We start from the raw sequence: 1,865 nt of genomic DNA on the forward strand, positions 1-1,865 counted from the left end.
GACAGTCCCAGGCATGCTGCATCTGAAGATGGTACGCAGCCCGCACCATCACGCCCGCATCCGCTCGATCGACATCTCGGAGGCGGAGAAGCATCCCGGCGTGATGAAGATCCTCACCGCCAGGGACGTGCCGCACAATGTCTACACCATCCTGATCCTGATCCAGATCGGCCCCGAGGACGAAACAGTGCTCGCCGACGGCAAGGTGCGCTGGAAGGGCGAGGCGGTGGTGGCGGTGCTGGCCGAGACCGAGCGCGCGGCGCAGGAGGCAGCTGCCAAGGTCAAGGTCGACTACGAGGTGCTGCCGGCCGTCTTCGACATGGAGGAGGCGCTGAAGCCCGGCGCGCCGCTCGTCAACGAGTACCACGGCCAGAACCACTACCTGTATGACAGCGGCGAGTGCCGCAAGGTGCGCTTCGGCGATGTCGAGGCGGGCTTTGCCGAGGCCGACCACATCCTCGAGCAGACCTACCAGTCCTCGCCGATCGAGCATGCGCCGACCGAGACCACCGGCTGTGTGGTCGCGCCCGAGGGCAACGACCGCTTCACCTGCTACACCAACACGCAGGCGATGTTCTTCACCCTCGACAACGCCTCGATCATTCTGCAGATGCCCGGCAGCAAGCTCCATTTCGTCGGTGGCACGGTCGGCGGCGGCTTCGGCGGCAAGGTCGACGTCATCGTCGAGCCGATCGCCATCCTCGGCGCAAAGTTTACCGGACGACCGGTCTGTTTTATCTACAGCCGCGAGGAGGAGATGCAGATCTCGTCGCCCCGCGCTGCCGAGAAGGTCGTCATAAAGGACGGCGTCATGAAGGATGGCCGCATCGTTGCCCGCAAGGTCACCGGCTACACCGATGCCGGCGCGTACTCCCGCCATTCGCCCTATGGCGCTCAGAAGGGTGCGGCGCACTATCCCGGGCCCTACACGATCCCCAATGTCTGGATCGACACTTATTGCGTCTACACCAACCGCACCCCCTCCTCCGCCATGCGCGGCTTCGGCGTCACTATCGGCGACTTTGCGCTGGAAGTGCAGATGGACAAGCTGGCGCGGCTGATCGGCATGGACCCGCTCGAGTTCCGCTTCATCAATGCCTACCGCGACGGCGACATGAAGGCGCATCGCCAGCCGACCGAGGGCGCGGCGCTGATCGAGTGCATGCAGGAAGCCTCGCGCGCCGCCAACTGGCCGGTGGCGGAGAAATACATGGCGATGTCGTCCTACAGGAAGGGAGGCTGAGATGGCGATACGGCGCGGACGCGGCGTCGCCGCGATCAACTATCCGACCGGCATGAATCTCGGCGGCGACCCGACCCAGGCGCTGGTTCATTCGACCCCGACCGGCAATTTTATGGTCACCCTTTCCAGCGTCGATCTCGGCCAGGGCATGAAACAGATCATGGCGCAGATCTGCGCCGAGACCATCGGCGTGCCGACCGACCGCGTCATCGTCGACACCGCCGATACCGACACCGGGCCGCACTGCATGGGCACCTTCGCCTCGCGCGGCACGCATCGCGCCGGCAACGCCGTCATCCAGGCTGCGAGGGAAGCTCGCCAGGTGATGCTGGAAGTGGCGGCGGAAGAGCTGGAAGTCAACGCCTCGGACCTCGAAACCGACGGCCAAGGCAACGTATTGGTGAAGGGCGCGCCGCAGAAATCGATTTCGATCTTCGACGTTGCGCTGTCGGCGCATTTCAAGCGCGGCCGCTCGATCTCTGGGCGCGGCATGTTCTTGATCCCGCGCTCCTATCCGGAGAAGGAGACCGGCGCGATGAAGCCGTCGACCTGCTACGCGCATGCCTGCACGGTGGCCGAGGTCGAGGTCGACGACGAGACGGGCGAAGTGACGGTGCTCAAC

At 64.9% G+C, this 1,865-nt stretch carries 2 protein-coding genes; both read left to right on the forward strand.

Translation table 11 applies throughout. The annotated features are described in order from the left end of the window. Positions 1–1,243, forward strand: a 1,243-nt coding sequence (locus EN781_RS35895) for a xanthine dehydrogenase family protein molybdopterin-binding subunit (protein WP_145965754.1), incomplete at its 5' end; no start/stop codon positions are given. A gap of 1 nt (position 1,244) precedes the next feature. After that, positions 1,245–1,865 (forward strand): molybdopterin cofactor-binding domain-containing protein (locus EN781_RS35900; RefSeq protein WP_145965755.1); only part of this gene is annotated, 621 nt, incomplete at its 3' end.

This window comes from Mesorhizobium sp. M4A.F.Ca.ET.090.04.2.1 (assembly GCF_003999085.1).
Classification (GTDB): domain Bacteria; phylum Pseudomonadota; class Alphaproteobacteria; order Rhizobiales; family Rhizobiaceae; genus Mesorhizobium.